This window comes from Halogeometricum borinquense DSM 11551 (assembly GCF_000172995.2).
GTDB lineage: Archaea > Halobacteriota > Halobacteria > Halobacteriales > Haloferacaceae > Halogeometricum > Halogeometricum borinquense.
On record NC_014729.1, the window covers coordinates 2,266,302 to 2,285,983 of the forward strand.

The 19,682-nt window shown below is 61.3% G+C and carries 24 protein-coding genes; 13 read left to right on the forward strand and 11 right to left on the reverse strand.

Features of this window, described 5'->3' with window-relative positions:
- Window positions 1-32 precede the first annotated feature (32 nt).
- On the forward strand, window positions 33-461 hold the full coding sequence (locus HBOR_RS11420; RefSeq protein WP_006056621.1) for a DUF7346 family protein: 429 nt from the start codon (window positions 33-35) through the stop codon (window positions 459-461).
- A 20-nt stretch (window positions 462-481) separates the two neighbouring features.
- Here the strand turns inward: HBOR_RS11420 and rad50 are convergent, their stop codons facing one another.
- From rad50 to HBOR_RS11440, 4 genes are all read right to left on the reverse strand, one after another.
- On the reverse strand, window positions 482-3,166 hold the full coding sequence (gene rad50, locus HBOR_RS11425; RefSeq protein ID WP_006056620.1) for a DNA double-strand break repair ATPase Rad50: 2,685 nt from the start codon (window positions 3,164-3,166) through the stop codon (window positions 482-484).
- Window positions 3,167-4,597 (reverse strand): DNA double-strand break repair protein Mre11, encoded by a 1,431-nt coding sequence (gene mre11, locus HBOR_RS11430; protein ID WP_013440657.1) that lies wholly within the window; start codon window positions 4,595-4,597, stop codon window positions 3,167-3,169.
- Between the two features lie 82 nt (window positions 4,598-4,679).
- The gene (locus tag HBOR_RS11435; RefSeq protein ID WP_006056618.1) at window positions 4,680-4,997 is read right to left on the reverse strand and encodes a hypothetical protein; all 318 of its coding nucleotides are present in this window, start codon (window positions 4,995-4,997) and stop codon (window positions 4,680-4,682) included.
- Window positions 4,998-5,022: 25 nt separating this feature from the next.
- Window positions 5,023-5,286: a helix-turn-helix domain-containing protein gene (locus tag HBOR_RS11440; RefSeq protein ID WP_006056617.1), complete on the reverse strand. Its 264-nt coding sequence runs from the start codon at window positions 5,284-5,286 to the stop codon at window positions 5,023-5,025.
- 173 nt (window positions 5,287-5,459) lie between these two features.
- Here HBOR_RS11440 and pan1 point away from each other — a divergent pair, with 173 nt between their 5' ends.
- The gene (gene pan1 / locus HBOR_RS11445) at window positions 5,460-6,677 is read left to right on the forward strand and encodes a proteasome-activating nucleotidase Pan1 (RefSeq protein ID WP_006056616.1); all 1,218 of its coding nucleotides are present in this window, start codon (window positions 5,460-5,462) and stop codon (window positions 6,675-6,677) included.
- Window positions 6,678-6,698: 21 nt separating this feature from the next.
- On the opposite strand, the gene HBOR_RS20480 is transcribed toward pan1, so the two are convergent.
- Window positions 6,699-6,827: a hypothetical protein gene (locus HBOR_RS20480; RefSeq protein ID WP_006056615.1), complete on the reverse strand. Its 129-nt coding sequence runs from the start codon at window positions 6,825-6,827 to the stop codon at window positions 6,699-6,701.
- A gap of 87 nt (window positions 6,828-6,914) precedes the next feature.
- On the opposite strand from HBOR_RS20480, the gene nth reads away from it, so the two are divergent.
- A complete protein-coding gene (gene nth / locus HBOR_RS11450; protein WP_006056614.1) occupies window positions 6,915-7,598 on the forward strand; it encodes an endonuclease III in 684 nt (227 codons plus the stop codon).
- Here the strand turns inward: nth and HBOR_RS11455 are convergent, their stop codons facing one another.
- Window positions 7,599-8,078, reverse strand: a complete 480-nt coding sequence (locus tag HBOR_RS11455; protein WP_049890482.1) for a DUF7321 family protein — start codon at window positions 8,076-8,078, stop codon at window positions 7,599-7,601.
- A gap of 121 nt (window positions 8,079-8,199) precedes the next feature.
- On the opposite strand from HBOR_RS11455, the gene HBOR_RS11460 reads away from it, so the two are divergent.
- From HBOR_RS11460 to HBOR_RS11495, 8 genes are all read left to right on the forward strand, one after another.
- Window positions 8,200-9,021, forward strand: a complete 822-nt coding sequence (locus tag HBOR_RS11460; protein ID WP_006056612.1) for a DUF7319 domain-containing protein — start codon at window positions 8,200-8,202, stop codon at window positions 9,019-9,021.
- 156 nt (window positions 9,022-9,177) lie between these two features.
- Window positions 9,178-9,849, forward strand: coding sequence for a plastocyanin/azurin family copper-binding protein (locus HBOR_RS11465; RefSeq protein WP_006056611.1), 672 nt, complete (start codon window positions 9,178-9,180; stop codon window positions 9,847-9,849).
- Window positions 9,850-10,236 carry a DUF7318 family protein gene (locus tag HBOR_RS11470; protein ID WP_006056610.1) on the forward strand — a complete coding sequence of 129 codons (387 nt, stop codon included), beginning with the start codon at window positions 9,850-9,852 and terminating at the stop codon, window positions 10,234-10,236. It begins immediately after the preceding gene.
- Window positions 10,237-10,238: 2 nt separating this feature from the next.
- Complete coding sequence (locus HBOR_RS11475; protein ID WP_006056609.1) at window positions 10,239-11,045, forward strand: cytochrome b; 807 nt, start codon at window positions 10,239-10,241, stop codon at window positions 11,043-11,045.
- A 7-nt stretch (window positions 11,046-11,052) separates the two neighbouring features.
- Window positions 11,053-11,817, forward strand: coding sequence for a cytochrome b family protein (locus HBOR_RS11480; protein WP_006056608.1), 765 nt, complete (start codon window positions 11,053-11,055; stop codon window positions 11,815-11,817).
- A gap of 52 nt (window positions 11,818-11,869) precedes the next feature.
- On the forward strand, window positions 11,870-12,256 hold the full coding sequence (locus HBOR_RS11485) for a DUF7315 family membrane protein (RefSeq protein ID WP_006056607.1): 387 nt from the start codon (window positions 11,870-11,872) through the stop codon (window positions 12,254-12,256).
- 2 nt (window positions 12,257-12,258) lie between these two features.
- A complete protein-coding gene (locus HBOR_RS11490; RefSeq protein WP_006056606.1) occupies window positions 12,259-12,528 on the forward strand; it encodes a DUF7314 family protein in 270 nt (89 codons plus the stop codon).
- 110 nt (window positions 12,529-12,638) lie between these two features.
- Entirely contained in the window at window positions 12,639-13,088 is a 450-nt protein-coding gene (locus HBOR_RS11495) for a DUF7313 family protein (protein WP_006056605.1), read from the forward strand.
- Between the two features lie 110 nt (window positions 13,089-13,198).
- Here the strand turns inward: HBOR_RS11495 and HBOR_RS11500 are convergent, their stop codons facing one another.
- Entirely contained in the window at window positions 13,199-13,957 is a 759-nt protein-coding gene (locus tag HBOR_RS11500; protein ID WP_006056604.1) for an NAD(+)/NADH kinase, read from the reverse strand.
- 97 nt (window positions 13,958-14,054) lie between these two features.
- Window positions 14,055-15,362: a M28 family peptidase gene (locus HBOR_RS11505; protein ID WP_006056603.1), complete on the reverse strand. Its 1,308-nt coding sequence runs from the start codon at window positions 15,360-15,362 to the stop codon at window positions 14,055-14,057.
- Between the two features lie 172 nt (window positions 15,363-15,534).
- Between HBOR_RS11505 and HBOR_RS11510 the strand changes: the two genes are divergently transcribed.
- The gene (locus HBOR_RS11510) at window positions 15,535-16,701 is read left to right on the forward strand and encodes a thiolase domain-containing protein (RefSeq protein ID WP_006056602.1); all 1,167 of its coding nucleotides are present in this window, start codon (window positions 15,535-15,537) and stop codon (window positions 16,699-16,701) included.
- Window positions 16,698-17,081: a Zn-ribbon domain-containing OB-fold protein gene (locus HBOR_RS11515; RefSeq protein ID WP_006056601.1), complete on the forward strand. Its 384-nt coding sequence runs from the start codon at window positions 16,698-16,700 to the stop codon at window positions 17,079-17,081. Before HBOR_RS11510 ends, HBOR_RS11515 begins: the two co-directional genes overlap by 4 nt.
- A gap of 36 nt (window positions 17,082-17,117) precedes the next feature.
- Here the strand turns inward: HBOR_RS11515 and HBOR_RS11520 are convergent, their stop codons facing one another.
- The 3 genes from HBOR_RS11520 to HBOR_RS11530 form a co-directional block, all read right to left on the reverse strand.
- Window positions 17,118-18,041 carry an alpha/beta fold hydrolase gene (locus tag HBOR_RS11520; RefSeq protein WP_006056600.1) on the reverse strand — a complete coding sequence of 308 codons (924 nt, stop codon included), beginning with the start codon at window positions 18,039-18,041 and terminating at the stop codon, window positions 17,118-17,120.
- Window positions 18,042-18,121: 80 nt separating this feature from the next.
- Window positions 18,122-19,246 carry a methylmalonyl Co-A mutase-associated GTPase MeaB gene (gene meaB / locus HBOR_RS11525; RefSeq protein WP_006056599.1) on the reverse strand — a complete coding sequence of 375 codons (1,125 nt, stop codon included), beginning with the start codon at window positions 19,244-19,246 and terminating at the stop codon, window positions 18,122-18,124.
- The gene (locus HBOR_RS11530) at window positions 19,246-19,677 is read right to left on the reverse strand and encodes a cobalamin B12-binding domain-containing protein (RefSeq protein ID WP_006056598.1); all 432 of its coding nucleotides are present in this window, start codon (window positions 19,675-19,677) and stop codon (window positions 19,246-19,248) included. The genes meaB and HBOR_RS11530 overlap by 1 nt, the downstream gene beginning before the upstream one ends.
- Between the last annotated feature and the right edge of the window lie 5 nt (window positions 19,678-19,682).

The window sequence follows — 19,682 nt, forward strand, 5'->3', positions numbered from 1 at the left end:
CCCCTATTCGTCCCTCCCTCCTCCGTACGACCATGCAGACGGTACGCGACGATGACGGCAAGCGCTACGTTCTCGTCAAACGCTCGGGCGAGTCCAGTCGCGTCCGCGACCCGGCAACCGGTGAGGAACGATACCTTCCGAACGACGCGGTGACGTTCGAGGGCGTCTCACCACTCGTCGCCGCCGCGTCCGGTGTCTCGGAGCCGCTCCGACGGGCTGTGACCGCTGTTCACGACGACCGCTCGCTGGGACTTCTTGTCGAACTCGTTGACCGTGACGCGGTGTCCGTCGTGGAACTGCTAGCCGCGTACGATCTCTGTGAATCCGACCTCCACGGACTCCTCTCGGAGTTCCGCGCGGCCGGCCTCATCACGGAAACGACTGTCCACGGCGAGCGGGGCTACGCCGCAACGGAAACGGCGAGAGAAGCAGTTGCCACACTACGCGGCGAACAGGAGTAGGGTCCGAAGCAGGTCGTCGGTCAGTCGCCGGCGAATGATTCGGCCGCGATGAGTTCCTCGGGATCTTCCTGCCGAACCGACGACCGGTTGCTGGTCGGGTCCTTTTCGACGGTCACGAGTTCGTCCGCCGCACCGACGAGTTCGTCGTCGTGACTCACGATGATAATCTGTCGGACGCCGAGATCACGCATCTCGTCTACGAGGTCTACGAGGCGCGAAACGTGCCCCGAGTCGAGGAACACCGTCGGTTCGTCGAGGATGAGGGGTGGCATCGGTGCCGCACCTTCGATTCCCTCCGCGAGAAGCCGGTAGATGGCACACCGAAGCGAGAGGTTGAACAGCGCCCGCTCGCCACCGGATAACTGCTCGGGATCGAGTGCGGTCCCGTCCTTCTGGAAGACCGTGAGTTCGTATTCGCCGTCGAGACGGATACGCGAGTAGGCGTCGTTGCCGTACACGAGGTCGAACGTCTCGTTCAGCATTCGTTCGAGCGTCTCGACGTTTCGCTGGCGGAGTTCCGCGCGCAGATCGCCGTACATCGCCTCTAACTCCTCGGTCTCTGCGTGAAGCGATTCGAGCGCATCGACGCGCGCGGCGAGTTCGTCGCGGTCTTCACGGAGTGCTTCTAACTGTTCGAGTTCACCGTTCACCCCGCCGATATCGCTCTGAAGACTGTCGCGTTTCTCGCGGAGTGTAGCGAGTTCCTCGTCAACCTGTTCGAGGTAGTTCTCAGCCTTCTCTTTCTTCGCTTTCGCCTCTTCGACGGTCGATTCGTCCACCTCGTCGGCGAGTTCGGAGCGTCGGTCGCGTTTCTCGGCTAGTCGCTCCCGCCGCTCGTCGTTCAACTCGGCGATGCTCTCGCGCCGCTCTTCGAGACGCTCTATCTCCGATTCAGTCTCGGTCAGTTTCGAGCGTAGATCAGAGAGCGTGTCGAGGCGGCTCTCGGCTTCGGCGACGGATTCGAGGTCCGATTCGAGGCCTTCGACGGTCTCCGCGGCATCCTCCGCCGCCTCGGCTTGCGTCGTCGCAGCCGTCCGTTTCTCGTCTGCCTCCGCCTCCAGTTTGTCGGCCGCTTCGCGTAGCGTCTCGGCCTCAGTACGGCGTTCCTCCACCGTCTCGCGTGCGTCCTCGATCCGTTGCTCGAACAACTCCCTGCTGTTGCGGAGTTCGCCGATTCGGTTCTCCGTCTCGACAAGCGACTCCGCACGCTCTAAACGAGAGTTCAGTGTCTCGCGTCGCTCTCGAAGGTCCGAAAGCGTCGCCTCTAACTCCTCGATTCGCGCTTCGTACTCACCGATTGAATCGACGTGCGGCGAATCTTCGACGGGTTGGCCACACTCGGGACACTTCCCTTCATCACGCAGTTCCCGGGCCTCTGTGAGCCTATCGCGGACGTTCTCTCCCTCGGCGTTCGTCTCAGTGAGTTCCGCGCGCACGTCGGTCAGCGTCTCCCGAACCTCGTCACGGTGGGAGGCCGCTTCGCCGAGTTCGACCGGCGCGTCTTCGAACTCCGCAGTTAGCGACTCCAGTTCGGCTTCGAGTTCTTCGAGGCGTGCGCTGCGCTGTTCGAGTTCTTCTTCGGCATCCTCGGCGTCATCGTCCAGTTCGTCGGCACGGGAGCGCTTCTCGGCCGCCCGCGACTCGAACTCCTCGGCGCGTTCGCGCAGTTTCTTGGCCTGGTTCGAGAGCATCGTCCGCCGCTCCCGCACGTCGGTGAGGTCGGACCGAATCTCCGCTTCTCGCTCGTCGAGTTCATCGCGCCGGGCCGCGATGGCGTCGGACGTTACCTCGTCCAGCGTCGTCTCAGCTCGTTTCTTCTCGATTCGATCTCGAATCTCCTCGACGCTGTCGCGTGCCTCGCCGACCTCACTCCGAAGCGTTTCTCGTTTCCGTTCGTCCGACTCGATTGTCTCGCGCAGGTCGGCGATATCTTCGGCGAGTTCGTCCAGTTCCGCGCGTTTCTCGCGGTACGTTTCGAGGACCTCTTCTGCATTCTCTCGCGTCTCGACCGCCTTCTCGCGTTGGTCTTCGTAGCGTTCGATCTGGTCGTCAACTTCACCGAGTTCGGTTTCGAGCGCGTTCAGGCGTTCGTGGAGTCCAGCGTCCTCCTTCGCTTCGATCTGCGATTCGACTTTGGAGAGGGCACCGCGACGTTCGGTCAATACGTCTTCGACGCCGAGGCGGGCTTTTCCCGCGCGGACGCGGTACTCCTCTAACTTACCGAGTTGGAGCAGGTCGTCTATCGTGTCCTGCCGTTGGCTGGGCGTCGCGTTGATGAGTTTGTTCACCTCGCCCTGCCGAACGTACGCGCAGTTGACGAACGCCTCCGCGTCCATCCGGAGGAGGTCCGCAACGAATCCGCGAACGTCGCGTGCGCCATCGACTGACACATCCGGCCCTTCGAGGAGGCATTTTGCTGTTTGCACACGGTCACCAGATTTGCGGAGACGGCGATGGATGTGATACGACCCGCCATCGTGGGTGAACCACAGTTCTATCTCGGCTTCCTCTGTTCCGGTGGTCATCACGTCCTCTAAGTTCTCGTCTAACGCGCGCGCACCGTAGAGCGCGAAGAAACACGCCTCCAATAATGACGACTTTCCACTCCCGTTCAGCCCGTGGATGACGGTCACGCCGTCGGTCAGATCGAGGTCCGTCTCCGCGTACGGCTTGAAATTCTGGAGTCGAATCCGGTCGAAGCGCATCTAAAAGTCCTCCATCGTGAACTGTTGGTTCGGTTCGGCGTTTCCGTTCTCTGCGTCCGCGTCGGTGGCTGTGTCGTCTTCGGTGTCGGTATCGACTGTAGTGTCCGTGTCAGTTGTTTCGTCCGTCCCGACTGTGGCGTCCGTGTCAGTCGTCCCGTGTGTTTCGACTGCCACCTCGTCTTCATCTGTCGTGTTTGCCTCGGTCGTTGCGGCCGTCTCGATGGAGTCATCACTCTCGTCGGTCGCGTCCGTCTCAGTAGTCACGTCTGTCGCGGATGGTGTCGATTCCTTTCCTTCGGACTCCGTGCCGTCGGTATCGGCGGGGGTAAAGGCATCGAGGTCGTCCGATTCGAGGAGCGAATCGACGCGCGTCTTCACTTCTTCGCGGACGTTCGCGTCCGCCGTCTTACTCGCTCGAACCGTCTCATCCACGTCGAGAGCCGCCGTCGATAGGCCGAGATCAGAGACTCGCTCGCGTACTGCGTCGTCCGGGTCCGCAAACGAGACATCTACCTCTGTCTCCGTCTCCATCGACCGACGGTCGGTGACTCGGGCGACGAGGGCACCCCGTTCGCTCAGGAACTCCTCTATCGAAGCGGGGGTGACCGGTTCGCCCTCGCCCGTGATCTCAACGATAGCGACGGCATCGTCAACGTCGTGTTGTCGGACCTGCTCGCGGACGCGCTCGGCACCTTCGTCGTCTGCGAGTTCGACGGAGACGAACGCGAACGGTCGCGTGTCCAGCGAACGGCGACGGATATCCACCTCGTCGTCGAACGTGACGAGATTGTATCCGCGAGCCTCCGTCTCGGCGGCACTCGCGCGTTCGGTCGACCCACAGTAAGTCACCCACGTCCCATCGACTTGTTCGGTTCCCGGCGCGTGGTTGTCGCCGATGAGGAACGCGTCGAATGCGACGTTCGACTCGCCGAGAACGGTCTCTGTCTCCCAATCGGCGTGGGCGAACGGCGTGAATAGACCGTGACCGACAAGTGCGGCATGGGCGGCGTCGTGCGGTTCGAAGTCGTACGCCAGGTCGTCCCGACGGGCCTTCGGCACGTGATCGAGACCGTAAAACGCCGTATCGCCGACGACGTGCGGGTCGTCGCCGAGACGTTCCGCGAGGCCGAGATTCTCGAAGAGGTCCAGCCACTGCCCGCCGCGCGTGGACTCGTGGTTCCCGACGACGGCGAGAAACGGAATCTCCGCGTCGTCCAACTGACGGAGGATGCTGATCGTTCCGAGGAGGTCGCGGAGTTCCGGTCGTCGGTCGTGGAACAGGTCGCCCGCGTGGACAACAGCGTCTACGTCGTCCGCGATAGCATCTGCGACCACCTGTTCGAACGCGTCGAGGAAGTCACGACGCCGTTCCGGCGAGTGGTACTGCTGGTACCCAATGTGGGTGTCGCCGGTGTGTATCACCCGAGTCATCTATCCGTGGCTTGGCAGGACGGTGGTAAAACGGTTCCGCGAACGCGGCGAAGGCGTCGTCGTCGCTCGGTCAGTCATCCGCTCACCAACGCTCTTCTGTGTGGTCGCCGCGCAGCTCGGCAGCAGCCGAATCGAGGCGGCGAAGCGTTTCCAGCGCTCGTCTTCCGCGTTCGGCCGTCGTCGTCTCGCCTGCCGACTCCGCATCAGCGACGGCCCGCGCGAGTTCTGGCAGTCGATTGGCTCGAAGAAACGTTGCTGCGTCAATGGCGCACTCTGTAGCCGCTGTCGCATCCGCGATACGTTCGTTAAATGTCTGCGTCGTCGTCGGTGCCGTTCCGGTCGCTAACGCCCGCAACGCATCTCGAACGGCCTCTGGGTTTGGCGGTGAAGCGTCGGACACGGGACAACTGGCCCCGTTTCCATACTTAAAGATTCAGTGTGTACAGCCGTTTCCGTGCGTCCGAAAAGGAAAAGCGCGAGTTAACGGCGTCAGCCTCTTCGAGTCGGGAAAGCGCGTAACGAACCGTCCGCGGCGGAAGAAGCGTCTCCTCCGCGAGCTGGCTCTGCGTCAGTGTTTCGTTGTAGTCGAGGACTTTTGCGACGAGTTTCGCGCTCGGTGGCATCTCTCGGATGGGGTCCCAACGGTCAGTCGTCCCCTCGTCCGTACCGACTACCTCGGTGGTGCTCATTCGTACCCATAGCTCATAGATGTAGCATAATAATATTTGCTGTATTAGATTATTACTACAAGGAATTTCATGCGGCACGAGATCGAATCAGAAGACAGCGGCTATCCCCCGTGAGACGGTCAGACACCCCATCTACCCGAAGGCTCTTATGAAACGCTACCCTACGACGGGTGATGACCGATACTGTGGACGACGTCGACCTCCCGTACGACGAGGACGCGGCGTCGCAGCAGGAGAAAATTCAGGCACTCCAAGAGCGCCTCGATATTCTCGAATCTCAGAACGAAGAGATGCGGGATAAGTTGCTGGATGCAAACGCTGAGAACAACAAGTATCAACAGAAGCTAGAGCGACTGACTCACGAGAACAAGAAGCTCAAGCAGTCGCCACTGTTCGTCGCCACCGTCCAGGAGATAACGGACGAGGGCGTCATCATCAAACAGCACGGCAACAACCAAGAAGCACTTACGGAGGTCACTGACGAGTTGCGCGAGGACCTCGAACCGGACTCTCGCGTCGCCGTCAACAACTCTCTCTCTATCGTCAAACGTCTCGACAACGAAACCGACGTTCGGGCGCGTGTCATGCAGGTCGAGCACAGTCCGGACGTTAGTTACGCGGACATCGGTGGACTCGAACAGCAGATGCAGGAAGTCCGCGAGACCGTCGAGATGCCGCTCGAATCGCCCGAAATGTTCGATCAGGTCGGCATCCAACCGCCGTCCGGGGTCCTCCTCTACGGGCCGCCGGGGACGGGCAAGACGATGCTGGCGAAAGCTGTCGCAAACCAGACGAACGCGTCATTCATCAAGATGGCCGGGTCCGAACTCGTCCACAAGTTCATCGGCGAAGGCGCGAAACTCGTCCGCGACCTGTTCGAGGTCGCCCGCGAGAACGAACCCGCTGTCATCTTCATCGACGAAATCGACGCTATCGCCTCGAAGCGTACGGACTCGAAAACGTCCGGCGACGCCGAGGTGCAGCGGACGATGATGCAACTGCTCAGTGAGATGGACGGCTTCGAGGAACGTGGCGACATCCGCATCATCGCTGCGACGAACCGCTTCGACATGCTCGATCCCGCGATTCTTCGGCCGGGTCGGTTCGACCGTCTCATCGAGGTGCCCAAGCCCGATGTCGAGGGGCGCGAGATTATCTTCCAGATCCACACGCGCAACATGAACGTCGCCGACGACGTGGACTTCCACCAACTCGCAGAGATGGCCGACGAGGCGTCCGGTGCCGACGTGAAAGCCATCTGTACCGAGGCTGGGATGTTCGCTATCCGCGACGACCGCACAGAAATCTATATGGGCGACTTCGTCTCCGCATGGGAGAAGATTCAGGCCGAAGCGGACGACGACGCCGACGTGTCTCGCGCGTTCGCCTGACGGACGAAACCGACTTTTTCCTTAGAGCGCACTGACGACAGCGTACGGAACGAGAAACAGGATGACGAACATCACGAGGAGGATCGCTCCGTACCCTGCGAGAGTAGCGAGACTCGTGCGCCACGCGTCCGCAGTGAAGTCTACGTTCATATCCGACCCACCGCGGCAACTCGCTTAATCGTTCGGGGTTCGACCCCACTCCGAACTACTCAAAGTGCACGACGCCGAGCCATAGATATGGGAACATCACTCGACACGCGCGAGGCGCAGGTTGAGGAGATACTCGACCGACTCTACGAAGCGTATCCCGACACGACCATCTCGCTGAACTTCTCGACCAGACTCGAACTGCTCATCGCCGTCGTCCTCTCGGCGCAGTGTACCGACGAACGAGTGAACGAAGTCACGGCGGAACTGTTCGAGAAGTACCAGACACCGGAAGACTACGCCGCAGCGGATGTCGAGGAACTGGCCGACGACATCTACGGCATCACCTTCCACAACAACAAGGCCGGATACCTGCAGTCTATCGGTGAGACGCTGGTCGAAGAACACGACGGTGAGGTGCCGGATACGATGAGCGAACTCACCGATCTTTCGGGCGTTGGACGAAAGACGGCGAACGTCGTCCTGCAACACGGTCACGACGTTGTCGAAGGTATCGTCGTCGATACGCACGTTCGACGCCTCTCGCGGCGACTCGGAATCACGGAGGAGGAACGCCCGGAGAAAATAGAGCAGGACTTGATGCCCGTCGTTCCCGAAGCAGACTGGCAGCAGTTTACCCATCTGTTTATCAGCCATGGCCGCGCCGTCTGCGATGCACGTAACCCAGACTGTGACGAGTGTGTCCTTGAGGATCTCTGCCCATCGTCAAAACTGGACCACGACGTCGATTTAGCCAGCGGCGAGGCGTGGTAGTCACAAGAGATACGACGAGACGTACTGGTAGATGCCGAGGAACCACGCGAGTATCCAGAGGATAACGTAGCCGAAGACGCCGATACGGAGACGGCCGCGCCAGGCACCCATGTGTTCGTGCAGGTCGTCTAATTCTATGTCCTGATCCGGGTCGTGATAGAGGTCGGCATTACGTTTGGCTTGGTAGATACGAATGATACCCGTGAGCGCGAACGCGAGCAACGCGTACGCCTGTAGGCCGAGGACCGCGTGGAGTGCGGAGAATCCCCCGAGTTGATCGAGGAGTCGCGGCGCCATCCAGAAGACGACGGGTACCGTGGTGAGGATGAGACCGGGGACGATGAACTTGAGGTGGTAGATCAGCACGTCCCACGTCACCGTCTCCGTATCGATCATTATCCACGCGCCGTAGATGTAGAACGGAAAACTGACCGTGACCATCAACGCCGCCCCCGTTGCGATGGCCGCATCAGATACCATCGCTGGGAGTTAGGAGTCAAGCGGCCTAAATGGCCCGACTCTCCCGTCACAAACGATAGTCGATAGCGGATCGAAACTCCACGTCGGAGGGCTTAACAGCGTCGCGGCGGAATATTCACTAATGGCTGACGCCTCGGACGGAACCGCAGACCGCCAGACGGACCTCGAAGATACCGAGGAAGCCGAACTCGAAGCACTGCGTCAAGAAGTCGAAGAGAAGTACGACTTCGAGAACTTCGGTCCGTCGGACATGGCGGAGATGTCCGCCCAAGAGTGGGAGGCGGCGTTCGATCCCGACTCGTGGATCGTTGGCGAAGAGCTTCTTACCCGAGTGGAAAAGGAACTGAAGAGCCGCGTCGCCCGACGGGAGATATTCGGCGTCGTCGAACGCGTCCGCGTCGAGGGCGAACCGCATATCCTCGTATACTCCGACGAGGGGTACGCACTCGTCACGCCGGATGGCGACCTCCAAGGAGAGGGTACCGTCTACCGCGACGTACGGCCGACGCTGGTTCTCTGTTCGATGGATGACTTCGAGGTAGCGGAACCGCCCGAAGACTTCTCGTTACCGGCTCCGGAGGAAGTGGTCGATCAATCGAGTGAGCTCGGGAACCTGATGTTGCAGATAATCGCCGCCGGACAGATTCTTGGCGGCATCACGCTGTTGGTGCTGTGGTTGTTCACTGATCTGATCCCGTTCGCCTCGAACGCGAGAATGAACATCGTTCCACCTGTCGCGTCCGCATTCTTCCTCCTCATCGGGATCTTTCTGTTTGTCGTCGTTGCCAATGCGCGCCTCTCCGACCGGTTCCGAGCCGAGGAGTATCGGAACCGACTCCGCGCCGTTCAGGAGGGTGGCCGACCAGATTTTGTCCCGCTAGATGACGGATCTGGTACGGCGCTCGAATCCAACGACCGGGACGACAGTAACGGGGCGCGATAGGCGTCTCGAACAGATAGCAAATCGGCCAAGATCACGAACGACGGCTCTATCGGCGGTATCCGAGCCGCTTTTCGGCACAACCTGAAGACGCCGACAACGGGACAGCTGCGGGGGAGTCGGTGGGTTTAAGCGCGTTCCATCCTGAGAATTTCCTGTATGAAAAGGCGGGACTTTCTGAGAGCGGCAAGCGTCCCTGCCGCCACCGCGACGGCATCTGCCGCCGCCGGAGTCGGGGCCGCCCAAGAGACGGGTAACTCGACGTCGAGCGGGACTGGCACCGCCACCGGAACGGGCACAGGAACAGGTACAGGAACCGGGACCGGAAATGAAACCGCAACGGGCGGTGGTGGTAGTGGTGGTGGACCCACCAAGACCGTCACCGTCGGACCGGGCAATGACCTCGTGTTCTCACCTGGAACCGGGGAACCACTCGAAATCGCTCCCGGGACGACGGTGGAATTCGTTTGGGATTCGAATAACCACAACATCGTCGTTGAGAGCCAACCCGATGGCGCGAACTGGCAGGGTCACGAATCCATCGAGAACGAGGGATTCACGTACACTCACACGTTCGAGACGCTCGGTGAGTATTCGTACTTCTGTCAACCGCACAAATCCGCAGGAATGGTCGGTACCATCGTCGTCACCGAGAATCCCGGTGGCGGAGAAGGCGGTGGCGAGAAGGAACTGCACGAACTCGGTGTCCCGATTCAGGCACACTGGGTCGGTTCTGCCACCATCCTCGGAATCATCGTGAGCGCCATCTTCACGTTCTACATCTTGAAGTACGGCGAGTCCCCAAACACGGGTACTGGGAGGAACGGATAGATGTCCTCTAGTGGCAGTACCTACGGTGATATTCACCGGTACGAACCGGCGCGCGAGAGTACGGCGGCGGCCATCGCCATCGTTCTCCTGACCATCATCGAGGTCATCTTCGTGTTCCTGTTCAGTTACGGTCTCGTCTCCGGATGGGGCCTGTCGGACACCGGGAACATGTTCCTCGGCGCAGTCCTCGCGGTCATCTTCGTGGACCTCGCGTTCATCCTCGCGCTGTACCGCAAGGAGTTCCTGCCGGACGTAATGATCGTCAAGAAACGGCGTCGGAAGTGGGAAGACCTCTACATCCGCGAAGAAGACGCTGATGGCGTCGAATTCGGTGTCGGTGCGTGGGATCAGGTCAAACGCGCCGTCTACCCGTACTACAAGAGGTAACAATGAGTTTAGAACGTAAAGACGAACACGACCACAAGGGCTGGATGAAGAAGAAGGACCTCACACCCGTAGAGTCCGTCTTCCTCACGACGCTCATCTGGCTCGACAAGCGATTCCGAATCGTTGACTATCTGGAGCTGATGGAGACCCTCTACTACCGGGTCAACCTCCAGATGCCGAAAAGTCACACCGAACAGTACAACCTCGACAACAAGTTCTGGTACTGGTACCCGCTGTACACGCTGGGACTGTTTTCGACGCTCGCGTACGTTGTCGCCGCGATAAGCGGCGCACTACTGGGTTTCTACTATTCCCCATCGTCCGCAGCAGGGACCGAAGCGGCCGGCACCGTCGCGTACGAGCAAATCGCGTTCATCATGACCGACCTCCAGTTCGGGTTCATGCTCCGGTCCATCCACCGATGGGCCGCACAGGTGATGGTGGCCGCCGTGTTCCTTCACATGCTCCGCGTCTACTTCACGGGCGCGTACAAGGAACCACGTGAGCTCAACTGGCTCCTCGGCATCATCCTCATCAGCCTGACGATGGTGTTCGGGTACACCGGCTACCTCCTTCCGTGGGACCAACTGGCGTTCTGGGCCGGTCAGATTGGCGTCGAGATGTCGTTGTCCATCCCGCTCATCGGAGAGTGGATCGCACAACTACTGTTCGGCGGCTTCACGTTGAGTCAATCGACACTGCAGCGGATGTACATCTTACACGTGTTCCTGCTGCCGTTCGTCGTGACGACGCTTATCGCCATCCACATCGGCATCGTGTGGGTGCAGGGCATCGCAGAACCACACTAATAGAACCATGACGGAAACCAACAACACGGACGAAGAGATTCGGACCGACGGAAGCGGTATCGTCGCGCCGGACGACGAGACGCCGACGTGGAGCGAACGCAAAGAACGCTCGGTCGGTCTCTCCCGGCTCACGTACGAGTACTTCGAACGCTCCCGGCGTGAAGACCAAGACCTGCGACAGGAGTCGGACTACGTCGAACGCGACGTGCTCGCGTTCCCGACGTGGCCGCACGAGATTATTCGGAATCTCTCTATTGCGAGCTTCTTCGTCGGGATGATTCTCTTCCTCTCGGCGACCCTCCCACCGCACATCGCTGCGCCCGCGAATCCGAGTTCGACGCCGGCGATCATCCTGCCCGACTGGTATCTCTACTGGTCGTTCGGTCTGTTGAAGCTCGGTCCGCTGAACCCCGAGCTGTCGATCTTGGGCGGACAGAAACTGCTCGCAGACCGACCGTACGGTGTCCTTGCGAACGTCGTCGTCGTTGGCGCTATCGCCATCGTTCCCTTCTTGAACAAGGGATCGGCCCGTCGCCCAGTTGAACAGCCGTTCTGGGCGTCTATCGGTGTCGGCGGTGTCGTGTTCGCGTTTACGATCAGCGTCTACTCCGCGAAGAACCTCGTCCCGATGGACGTACACCTGCTCTTCGACCTGACGTTCCTCGCACCGCTCGTTGCGGGCGTCGTGACGTACGCCGTGCTGAAGACCATGCGCGAAGGGTACATGTACGACCTCAACAAGCGGTACTATCGGCTTCGACCGCCGAAGTAGCGCGGACGGACACACGGAAAAACCCTTTTCCTTCCCACGCTAACGTTCGCTGATGACCGACGGAGACGGGACAGCGAGCGCTGATTCCACACAGACCGGACGGGACGATACGAAACGCGGCAGACGTGATGTCGTGGTCCCGCTGCGACTCTACAAAACTGTAACAGTGTTCTCGACGCTCATCGCCGTCATCAGCGTCGTTGTCGGGTTCATGTTTCTCGACGCAGCGACACTGAACGTGAGTTTCGTCGGCGCGCTCATTACAGATCTTCGCACGACACTCGGTATCTCCATCGCAGATGATGTCTTGAGCACCATTCTTGCCGTTGCAGGTCTCGCTATCATCGGATTCGGTGCAGGCGTGTACATCCTCGGGACGCGATTCCGCGCCCAAGGAATGGGAAAGTCTCAAGAGGACTCCGACGAAGATTCGGAATAACAATGGCTGACGAGTTCATCAAAGGGCTGGGTATCTTCACCGCCGCCGGACTCGGTTGGATGGTACTGGCGGGCTGGTACCGGACGAGCAGTTTCGAGAGTAACAAACAGCTCATCGAGGCCGTCTCCGGAGGCGGTACCGTCTTCGACTCACTCGGTATCCTCCTGATGGACTCGCTGTTTTGGTTCGCCCTCCTCGGCATACTCGCGTTCTGGGTGCTCATCCCAGTTGGCCGACAGATGCGAGCCGCCATCGAAGAGCGCCGCGCGTAGACGCCGGGCCGGATCCGGCGGATTTTCACTGATTAGTTAGTCGCCGCGGTGCGCCGTGCGGGCGCGCCGGATTGGAAAAACTCTAATGACTCGTACACAGAGGAATGAGTATGCAACCGTTACAGTTCCTCGTTCCGCTCGACGCGCTGGAGGCCGTCGGACCGGTTCTCAAGTACGTCATCTTGGGACTTGTCCTCGCCAACATGCTGACGCGCGTCCTCGCGCACCGCACACACGTTAGACAGGCTAAAGAGGGAGACGGGGACGAATCGCTCTCGCGGTACCTCCCGCACACTGTCACGACGCTGTTACTCGTCCTCGCGTCGTTCGCATTCATGATCCTCGAACCGCACGGCGGCATGGTGCTGTCCGTCCTCGTGCTCGGCGTGTTCCTCGCTGACTTCTTCGAGTTCGAGTCACGTTGTGTCGAGGCACGGTCGAAGAGCCTCGAACTCGAGCGACCTAAGTCCGCAGTTGTGGGGTCCGTCCTCGTCCTCATGTACGCCGCTTACCAGAGTCTATTCTTCCTCATCGCGGACTACTGGAACGCGATCATCTGAGGAGCAGGAACGCGAACGTATTTGAAGCCGCCATCATCGAATACGGCCTCCGTTTTTTCTCATTTCGATAGTCCCGACTCGTCGAGTGAGAACGCAGACGCCAAATCTCGCTATGACGAGTCGTCGTACTGTTCCAAGAACTGTAGAAACAGTCGGTCGTCTCCGACAGAGAGTTCGATCGGTGCGTAGGCGGGAACGTCACGGGCTTCCTCGTCGTCAAGAATGAGCGTGACAGACGCCTCGTCACGTTCGACCGATAGTGTAACTGGCAGGCGATGTACCCACGAGTCAGAGCGTGTCGTGTACGGCGAGATGGGGACGGCAACGACACCCGTCTCCGGTGCGAGAATCGGCCCGCCCACGCCGCGGGCGTAGCCGTGACTTCCCAGGGGCGTAGCAACGACAACGCCGTCAGCCCGGAACGAATCGACACGCTCTGCAGGCGTCGAGACAGCGTACTCTGAGATACGTGCCGGCTCGTCCGTCATCAGCGTCACGTCCGCGAGAGCGGTCCCAGCCAGAGTGCCATCGACGGTGACTGTGAGGACGGGATGTTCGACCGTTCGCACCGCCCCCGTCCGAAGCGCTCGAACCGCGTCCGCGACATCTGCATGAGAGACCGATTGGTGGCCGACGGTACACGCGATAGGGAGAATCGGTGCGGCCGGGTCTGCAGTAGCAAACTCGAACAGCGCCGCTTCGCCGACAGCGAAGACAGCATCTGCATCGGCCACAGCGGCGTCAGGATCAACTGCACCGTCGTCACTCCTGTTGGCGACGACGCCACCGGCGGCGGCCACGGATTCGGCGACTGCGTTCGCGTCGTCACCGTCGCCACGGACGACGATGACGGGTGCGTCGCCGCTCACGGTTCGGCCTCCGGCGCACCTCTTCGAGACATCGTCCCCGGATACGCCCGGCCCAGTAAAAGACCCGGCGGTTCACCGTTGTCTGATGATTCCGTCGTCAGTACGGCCAATCTCCGGTTATCTTCATTCCCGCAGCGTGGTCTTCCTCCTCCAGCGCCTCGATGATCTCCGCCTCGTCTTTGTGTTGAATCTCCATCTCATCGTCTGCGAGGTCAACGACGAGCTGTGCGAGCAGAATCGCCTGTTCGCGGAGGTTCCGCACTTCCAGCTTGTCGAGGGTGTCGGCGAACGTGTGGCCCCAGCCGCGGCCGCGACCCGCTGTCTCACAAGAGATCATATAGCCCGGCACACCCCACTGCGTAAACGGCCAGTGGTCGCTGTGCGGAACCAATTCGGGAACGATAGAGACGGGATGGTCGAACTGATCTCCGACCGACTCGGCCGCCGCTTCGAGTGCATCGAACCCGTGGGTGTCAAACTTCAGTGTTCGGCCGAAGACGACGCCGTCGTTGTTCACGACCGCCTTGATGTGCTCCCGCTCGTCGCCGAGTCGGTCAGACTCGTGCCCGGATCCGACGAGGCCGACTTCCTCTGCACCGAACGCGATGAAGCGGACGCGCGTTTCGAGTTCGTCCTCTCGTTCTGCGAGGATACGGGCGAGTTCGACCACCATCGCGGTGCCCGATCCGTTGTCCCACGCACCCTCGGCAATGTCGTGTGCGTCGAGATGGCTGGTGACGAGGAGTTCGTCCTCGGTGTCGGGGCCGAGTTCGGCATGGACGTTTCCGCTTTCGGCAGGCGGCGTCTCACAGTCTACCTCGACGGTCACCGCTTCGCCTTCGAACCGGCGGGCGAGACGAGTTCCGACTTCCTTGCTGACCCCGACAGCGGGGATGTCGCCGACTGGCGATTCTTCGGTGCCGACGCTCCCGGTCGGCGGCAGACAGCCTTCGACGTGATTGGCGAAGACGAACGCTTCTGCACCCGCCTCAACAGCGTGGTAGTACTTCTCTCGGCGATGGATGAACCGCTCGTAGTGGTCCGGAACAGTCGAAGAGACCATCACTACCTTCCCCGAGAGATCCGCCTCGAAATCCTCGGGGAGACCGTATCCGAGGTCAACGAACTCACCGGACGACGCGTCGGACGGACTCCGCGGGAGAGCGATGCAGTCCTGTGTCGTCCCGTCCGTAACGACGCGACTGTCACCGCGTTCCCAGCCCTGAATCTCGAACGTATCAATGTGGGCGTTGCGCGCACCGGCCGCTTCCAGCGCGTCGCGCGTCAACTCCATCGCCTCGCGTTCGCCGGGTGATCCGGCCATCCGGTCACCGATATCGACGAGTGATTCGAGGTGGTCCCATCCGAAGTCGCTAGTGAACGTCTTGCCGATCCAGTCAGTCATGTTCTCTCCTCCTCCCGTCCGGTCACTAACCGTTTCGGTGCCCCACACCGTCCGCCGGTTTCGGACAGCGACGAGAGAACAGTACAGCGGCGGAAACCCCACTTGCGACGGTCGTGCGCCGTGACCGCCAATTCCGGCACCTTCATACATCTTTTGTAACGTACGTTCATGCATGAGCGACGTTCGAATCGCTGGCGTCGGCCTCACTCCCTTCGGCGAGCAACCGGAGCGGACGGGTCGTGATCTGTTCGCGGAAGCCGCACTCGCGGCCCGTGAGGAAGCTGGCGTGCCACGTGACGCGTACGAGGGGGTCCACTACGGGAACTTCATGGGTGCCTTCGCGGAGCGCCAGGGTCATCAGGGACCGTTGATGGCCGAAGCGGCCGGACTCGACTGTCCCGCGATGCGCCACGAATCGGCGTGTGCCTCCGCCGGTATCGCCGTCAGACAGGCCGTGCGGTCGATCCGCGCGGGCGAACACGACGTTCTCCTTGCGGGCGGGATGGAGCGCATGACGAACCTCTCGACGTCGAGAGTGACCGAATCGCTCGCCATCGCCGCCGACGAACTGTTCGAGGTACGCTCGGGGATGAATTTCCCCGGCGCGTACGCCCTCATGGCTCGCGCGTACTTCGAGGAGTACGGCGGGTCGCGCGAGGATTTAGCGCACATCGCCGTGAAGAACCACGCGAACGCCGTCCCGAACGAATACGCACAGTATCGCCGCGAGATAACCGTCGAACAGGCGATGGAGAGCCTGCCGGTCGCCACGCCGCTTCACCTGTTCGACGCCTGTCCCATCACCGACGGCGCGAGCGCAGTCGTCCTCGTCAGCGACGAGTACGCGGAGGAGCACGGACTGGAGGCTCCCGTTTCGATCACCGGAAGCGGGCAGGGCGGTGACAACCTCGCGCTCCAAGACCGTGACGCGTTCTCGCGGACGCCCGCGGCCGAGAAAGCAGCGACAGCAGCCTACGAGGACGCCGGAATCGGCCCGGACGACGTTGATGTGGCGGAAGTCCACGACTGCTTTACTATCGCGGAAGTACTCGCTCTCGAATCGCTCGGCCTGTTCGACCACGGAGAGGCAATCACCGCGGCCCGCGAGGGGAAAACCACCCGCGACGGGTCGCTTCCGGTGAACCTCTCGGGCGGCCTGAAGGCGAAAGGCCACCCTGTCGGGGCGACGGGCGGCGCACAGGTTGTCGAGATGACGAAACTGCTCCGCGGCGACCACGCCAACAGCGACGCCCTGTCGGACCCGCGTGTCGGCGTCACCCACAACGCGGGTGGGACTGTCGCCAGTGCTGTCGTCCACGTGCTGGAGGTGGTTGAATGACCGACGGTGGCTACGACGAGTGGCTTGCGGCCATCGGCGACGGTGAGGGCTACTATCTGGCCTGTCCGGACGGACACGGGTCGCTCCCGCCGCGCCGGACGTGTCCCCACTGCGGAGCGATGGAACTGGAGAAAACGCCACTCCCCGAGTCGGGTACCGTCGAAACGTTCTCGGAGATTCACGTTGCCGGACCGGACTTCGCCAGTCAGACGCCGTACGTCACAGCCATCGCGTCGTTCGATGCAGTTCGCCTCACAGGCGTTCTGCGCGGCGTGCTGGACGAGGACGGCCCTGACCCATCGGTTGGCATGTCCGTGGAAGTCCACACCGCAGAGAACCCGGACACGGGCGATACGATGGTCGTGTTCCGGCCGCGGTAAGAAAGCAAGCGGAACGCGGGGACTGTCTGGCGACCCTTACGCGGGGATTCCCACATCCTCTCTGACTGTCGAGAGGAACTGTTCTGGGAACTCGACGTGCGGCAAGAGCTTCGTGTCGTCGAAGACGACGAGTTTACAGTCAGCCGCTTCCGCGAGTTCGCGTCCGCGCTTCAGCGGGACGAGATCCGAGTCGCGGCCCCACACCAACGTTACGGGCACGTCCACATCCGCGAGTTCGGTTTCGAGATCGATATCTTCGTTGAGGTAGCCGCTGATGAACGACGCCGGAGCGAAGCGGGCGTTCTGTTGGTGGGCCGTCCGCCACTCGTAGTCGATCCACTCATCGGACACCCGACTCGGATCGGCGTAGCCGTGGTCAGCGTTGAAGTACCGGATCGACGGCTTCGACCCGATGAGGTTGAATACGGCTTCACCGATAACGGGCGCGCGGATGAGTTCTCGAAGCCACTCTTTCGGTTCCGGGCCGCCGCGTTCGGATGGGCAGACGAGAATCAGCCGTGACACGTCCGGATCGGCGGCGATGAGATACGAAGCGGTGAGCGACGAGGCCACGACCGCCGGGTCGTCGAACTCGGCAACGAACTCCCCGATAAAATCCTCGTACAGTGCGGCGGAGTAGCGCAACGGCGGCCGGTCAGACATTCCGAATCCCGGAAGGTCCGGAGCGATGACGTGGTAATCCTCGGCGAGTTCGTCGAACACCTCGCGGAACTCGCCGTTGGATGCGGCAGCGTTGACACCGTGCAGGAGAAGCAAGTTCGGATCGTCCTCATCGCCCGCCTCAGTGTAGTGTACGTCCATGCCGCGCCAGCGATACGTGTGCTGTTCGCCCGACAGCGCAGGTTCAAGCGGCGGCGTCCGACGCGACAGAACGGCGTTCGCGGCAGCAAGAAGGCCGGTCCCAGCGACGACTCCACCAACGACGTTTCGCAACTTCATGGCGGAAGAAGGTGCGCGAGGATATTATACCCTGCTGGGAGTTTCGCCTGCCAGTTACGACCGACGTTCTGACCGACGGCTCACTCGTCGCGGTGCGATGTGACGCAGTCACGCAGCGGTTCGATAACCTCGCTGGCGACGGCGTAGGGATCCGTCTCCCGATCTGCAACGGCGGCCGCCAGCGATTCGACGCCGCCGTGCCTGTCGAGTTCCTCCTTGAGTAACTCGTTCGCGTCGTTCCGGAGGAGTTGCCGAATCTCCTCTGCGTACCGCGTTCGGGCTTTCTGCTCGCGCATCCCCGACTCGGTGAGGAACTCGGCGTGTGCGCCGAGCGTCTCGACGAGTTCGTCCACGCCGTCGCCGGTGGTCGCCACCGTCTCCACGATGGCCGGTTTCCACTCGGGGTCGTCGTCGGCCGCGTCATCCGGTTCGTCTGCATCCGTCCCGTTCGCCTGTCCGTTTGCTTCGGAAACACCCGCTGGAAGGCTCGTATCGACGCCGTGGTGGCCCGTGTCGAGCTTTGCGCCGGGGTTGTCCCGGAGATGAATCATCTCCTCTAACTCCGCGACGGTCCGGTTGACGCCGTCCATGTCGGCTTTGTTGACGACGAACACATCACCGATTTCGAGGATACCGGCCTTCAGCATCTGCACGTCGTCGCCGCTTCCGGGCTGGACGAGGACGGTAACGGTATCGGCGGTGCGGACGATGTCAACTTCGTTCTGACCTGCGCCGACCGTCTCGACGATAATCTTGTCCTTGCCGAACGCGTCGAGTGCCTTCACCGCGTCAGAAGTCGCCGTCGAGAGGCCGCCGAGTTGGCCGCGGGCACTCATCGACCGGAAGAACACGTCCATGTCGCCGACGTTCGACGCCATGCGGATTCGGTCGCCGAGGACGGCCCCGCCGGTGTACGGTGAGGAGGGGTCAACGCCGATGACGCCGACGGTCAGCCCGTCGTCGCGGTACGCTTTCGCCAGTTTGTCCACGAGCGTTGATTTGCCCGCACCGGGACTGCCCGTGATTCCGATAACGTCGGCATCGCCGGTGTGCGCGTGGAGCCGAGAGACGAGGTCGCGGTAGCCCGGACTCCGATTCTCTATCTTCGTGATCGCTCGCGCGAGAGCGCGGTGTTTCCCCGACAACAGGTCGGAGACGAGTTCATCGTTGCGCGCCTCGCGCGTCGTGTCTTCGGCGTGGCTCATCAGTCGCGCTGGGGGGCGTTTTCGCGGACGAATTCGATGGTCTCCTGCATCGGCGTGCCGGGACCGAACACCTCAGAGACGCCCATCTCCTTGAGTTCCGGTCGGTCCTCGTCGGGGACGATACCGCCCACGAGGATCAGCGTATCCTCGAAAGCGTCGTACTCTTTCAGGCCGTCGATGATTTTCGGGACGAGCGTATTGTGCGCCCCCGAGAGGATAGAGATGCCCAGCACGTCAACGTCCTCTTGGACGGCCGCCTGTACAATTTCCTCGGGCGCACGATGGAGTCCCGAATAGATAACCTCGAACCCCGCGTCTCGGAAGGCACGGGCGATAACGTGCGCTCCCCGGTCGTGACCGTCCAGTCCGACCTTGGCGATGAGACAACGGATTGTCCGCTGTTGCTGTCCGCGTTCCGTGTCGGCACTCATACCCA